This window comes from Okeania hirsuta (assembly GCF_003838195.1).
In the GTDB taxonomy this organism is placed as follows: Bacteria; Cyanobacteriota; Cyanobacteriia; order Cyanobacteriales; family Microcoleaceae; genus Okeania; species Okeania hirsuta.
In genome coordinates this window covers 1-2,844 of the sequence record NZ_RCBY01000460.1, presented here as the reverse complement: position 1 = coordinate 2,844, position 2,844 = coordinate 1, and the positions used below count along the sequence as shown (strand labels likewise).

Below are 2,844 nucleotides of genomic sequence, written 5' to 3'. Positions count from 1 at the left end.
ATTCCCATAAAAGCTACCGAGCTTTTGAGTTTATGAGCGCTCTTGCCCAAGGCCTGTGCATCGCTGGCATTGAGTTGCTCGCCCATTTGATCCAGTAATTCGGGGGTTGTGTCCAGAAATTTCTCGATTGCCTTACGAATGATGTTTTCATCATTGCCAGATATTGACCTGAGGTAATCGAGATTTACGTAATTTGTCGGCATAGATTTTTCTTCATTAAACGCATTCGCAGTTCCATTGTTATGTACCGGTTCAGCTTCTTCCTGAGGAGCTTCTTCGGCGTGGCTGAATCCATTGGCTTGTTCCACTACGGGCTCAGAGCTGGCTTCGAGCGTGGGTTCTGCTTCTGCATGCTGGCCATTTATCGGAGCTTCTTCCTCCGCTTCTTCCGGCCATTTACGCACATACTGGACAATTTTGGAATATAAGAGTTGGCATTTCAATAGGTTTGGAAACATAATCATCCATACCTGCCTTCAAACATTCGTCAATCACTTCCACTGAAAGCATTAGCCGTCAGGGCGATGATCGGGATATCTCTAAAGGGTGACCCATGTTTTTCCGGATGTAACGGGTAGCTTCGTAGCCATCCATTTCCGGCATTTGAACATCCATATTCAGAATTAGGTCATAGCCTCTTTCCTTCAGACGAATCAATGCTTCTCTTCCATTGCTGGCAATTTCCAGCTCTATTCCCAATCGAGAGGAGTTTTTGGGTTAACCAGTTGGATTGAGGGGATTGTCCTCGCAGCAGCAGCTCAAATCCGTGCAACTTATCGCGGAGGATTTCAATTTTCTCCTCTTTCTCCTGGATTCTCTCCTTCAGAACCAAAATTCAATTAAAGCTAAAGACGAACCTTTGCCAGGTTCACTTTCACCGCTATACTTCCTCCTGCAATCTCACCAACTGTTTCACAATCGTGAGCCCAGGCCCGTACCACCAATTGACGGTTAGTATCGCTATCATTTGCTGAAAACTTTCGAAGATCACTTTCAGCATATCTTTGGAATGCCAATACCTGTATCGGACACCTCAAAGCGAACGCCCATACAGGCCTTCCTTATCGTATTCTTTTTTGGCTAATACCGGATTTCTCCTTCATGGGTGAATTTGATGGCGTTGCCGACAGGTTAACATGATCTGAGTCAATCGAACATCATCTCCAATCAAACTTCTGGGACTTCCCTTATCGATTTCCATATGAAGTTTGAGGCCTTTTTGCGGGCATTAGGTTCCAGCATATCCGGGCATAGTCAAATACCTCATGAATGCTAAACTACTATGTTTTACAAAATCGATCTTCCAGCTTCGATTTTGGAAAGGTCCAGGATATCATTCACACAGCGAGGAGGGTATTACCTGCTGCTTTTATTGTATCCAGGTCTTTCTTTTGCTCCGGACTGAGATCACTTTTGAGTAAAATATCAGTCAACACAAGTATGGATTGAGGGGGGTACGAATTTCGTGACTGGTTTAGCCAAAATTCCTGCTCAAATTTTGCGAACGAATTGCCAGTTCTGTTTCCTTTCAAGGGCATCCATCTGTACACGATGCGTGCCATCCTGGTAGTACCCGATCAATTCATACGAATTGCTTCTGCATCTTTTTCGTGCGTGCCTTCATGATAACTGACTTCACTTCCTTATTAGGAAGAACAAAGCGGTGATCCACTTCAAACTCTCTGCCGCTATCAAAGGATTCTTTATATGCGTTTGCAACCAGTTTCCTGGTCCTCGGATGAAGCCAGTCATGTATTAGCGAAACTATGGCTATTTATCGTTGTTTTTATTGAACTGAAACAGATGATACATCTGCTGCGAAAGGCTCATCTCATTGCTGGTCATATCAACGGTCCAGCTTCCCATCATGGCAAGATTTTGTGCTTCTTGGCAGATTGCTTTTCAGGTTATTTCGTTTCGATTGCATACGATCGCTCTTCCCAGTAAATAGCGGAATAGATCTTTCTTGACAGGAAATCTTGTGCCCAGCCTTTACACAACGCATCCCAAAGAAGAATCTATGCCTCCGGTTAATACTACTTATAGGCAAATGAGGAATTCTCCATGAATCTTTCTGAAAGTCGAAAAAGCAAAAGAATCGGGCAATTGAAGTCAAGCATGATGATGTCACCGGATGCTCGCGGGGGACTTTTCTTCCTTCAGCAAGGGTATACCTGTGATGCAGGGTAAAATTCTCTATACCAGAATTTCCATGTAATCCGAAAGAGGAATACATCTTCATCAAGGTCTTCTATTAGGAGATATGTAGCTTGGCATGACACTATACTTTATTAAATGAGGGGAGTTTAACGATGTTAAACCAAAGTTCTCTATACTCTTTATCACTTCAATAATTCATTGATATCAACCGGTTTAGCTATATAGCAATTTGCAGAGTTATAAAACCAGTTCTATATCCTGGGCAGCCTGAGAGGTTGTCAACACCACCACAGGATGGACCTGAGGATGGAAGAAGCCTTTATTTCGGCTAAAACTTCAGAACGTGGTTTTTTGGTAAGTTTAGGTCTAAGGAGAATGATGTCAGGTTGTACTGCTTCTGCGTATTTCCCTTCCTTATTCAGGTAAGCTATTGCTTCTACCATCAGGTATACATTCAACTCCAGTCCTGACTAAAGTTCCATTCTTTCAATGTTCCTGCGTGCAATCTTACATACCGGGATTGTCCTCCACTAACAGAATATTCATGGCAATTCACTATTTATGGTATTTGATTCTCAATGAAATAAATATAGGAAAATAGCGCTTAAGCTTTTTGATTTCCTTCCCCATGAATAGTCCTCCATCAACCTTTCAAAGACTTTCTAATACGCCCTGCTGTCCATA

The 2,844-nt window shown here is 42.7% G+C and carries 3 protein-coding genes; 1 reads left to right on the top strand and 2 read right to left on the bottom strand.

What is annotated here, in order from left to right:
* Together D5R40_RS31760 and D5R40_RS43230 are read right to left on the bottom strand one after the other, a co-directional pair.
* Positions 1-464 (bottom strand): Hpt domain-containing protein (locus D5R40_RS31760; RefSeq protein WP_134239658.1); only part of this gene is annotated, 464 nt, incomplete at its 3' end.
* A 52-nt stretch (positions 465-516) separates the two neighbouring features.
* On the bottom strand, positions 517-699 hold the full coding sequence (locus D5R40_RS43230; RefSeq protein WP_124155796.1) for a response regulator: 183 nt from the start codon (positions 697-699) through the stop codon (positions 517-519).
* Between the two features lie 1,008 nt (positions 700-1,707).
* Between D5R40_RS43230 and D5R40_RS31750 the strand changes: the two genes are divergently transcribed.
* The gene (locus D5R40_RS31750; RefSeq protein WP_124155795.1) at positions 1,708-1,947 is read left to right on the top strand and encodes a hypothetical protein; all 240 of its coding nucleotides are present in this window, start codon (positions 1,708-1,710) and stop codon (positions 1,945-1,947) included.
* The last annotated feature ends 897 nt before the right edge of the window (positions 1,948-2,844 follow it).

Bases quoted from the DNA above. Each gene is read 5' to 3' on its own strand.
- D5R40_RS31750 (WP_124155795.1), top strand. From the start codon at position 1,708: ATGCGTTTGCAACCAGTTTCCTGGTCCTCGGATGAAGCCAGTCATGTA.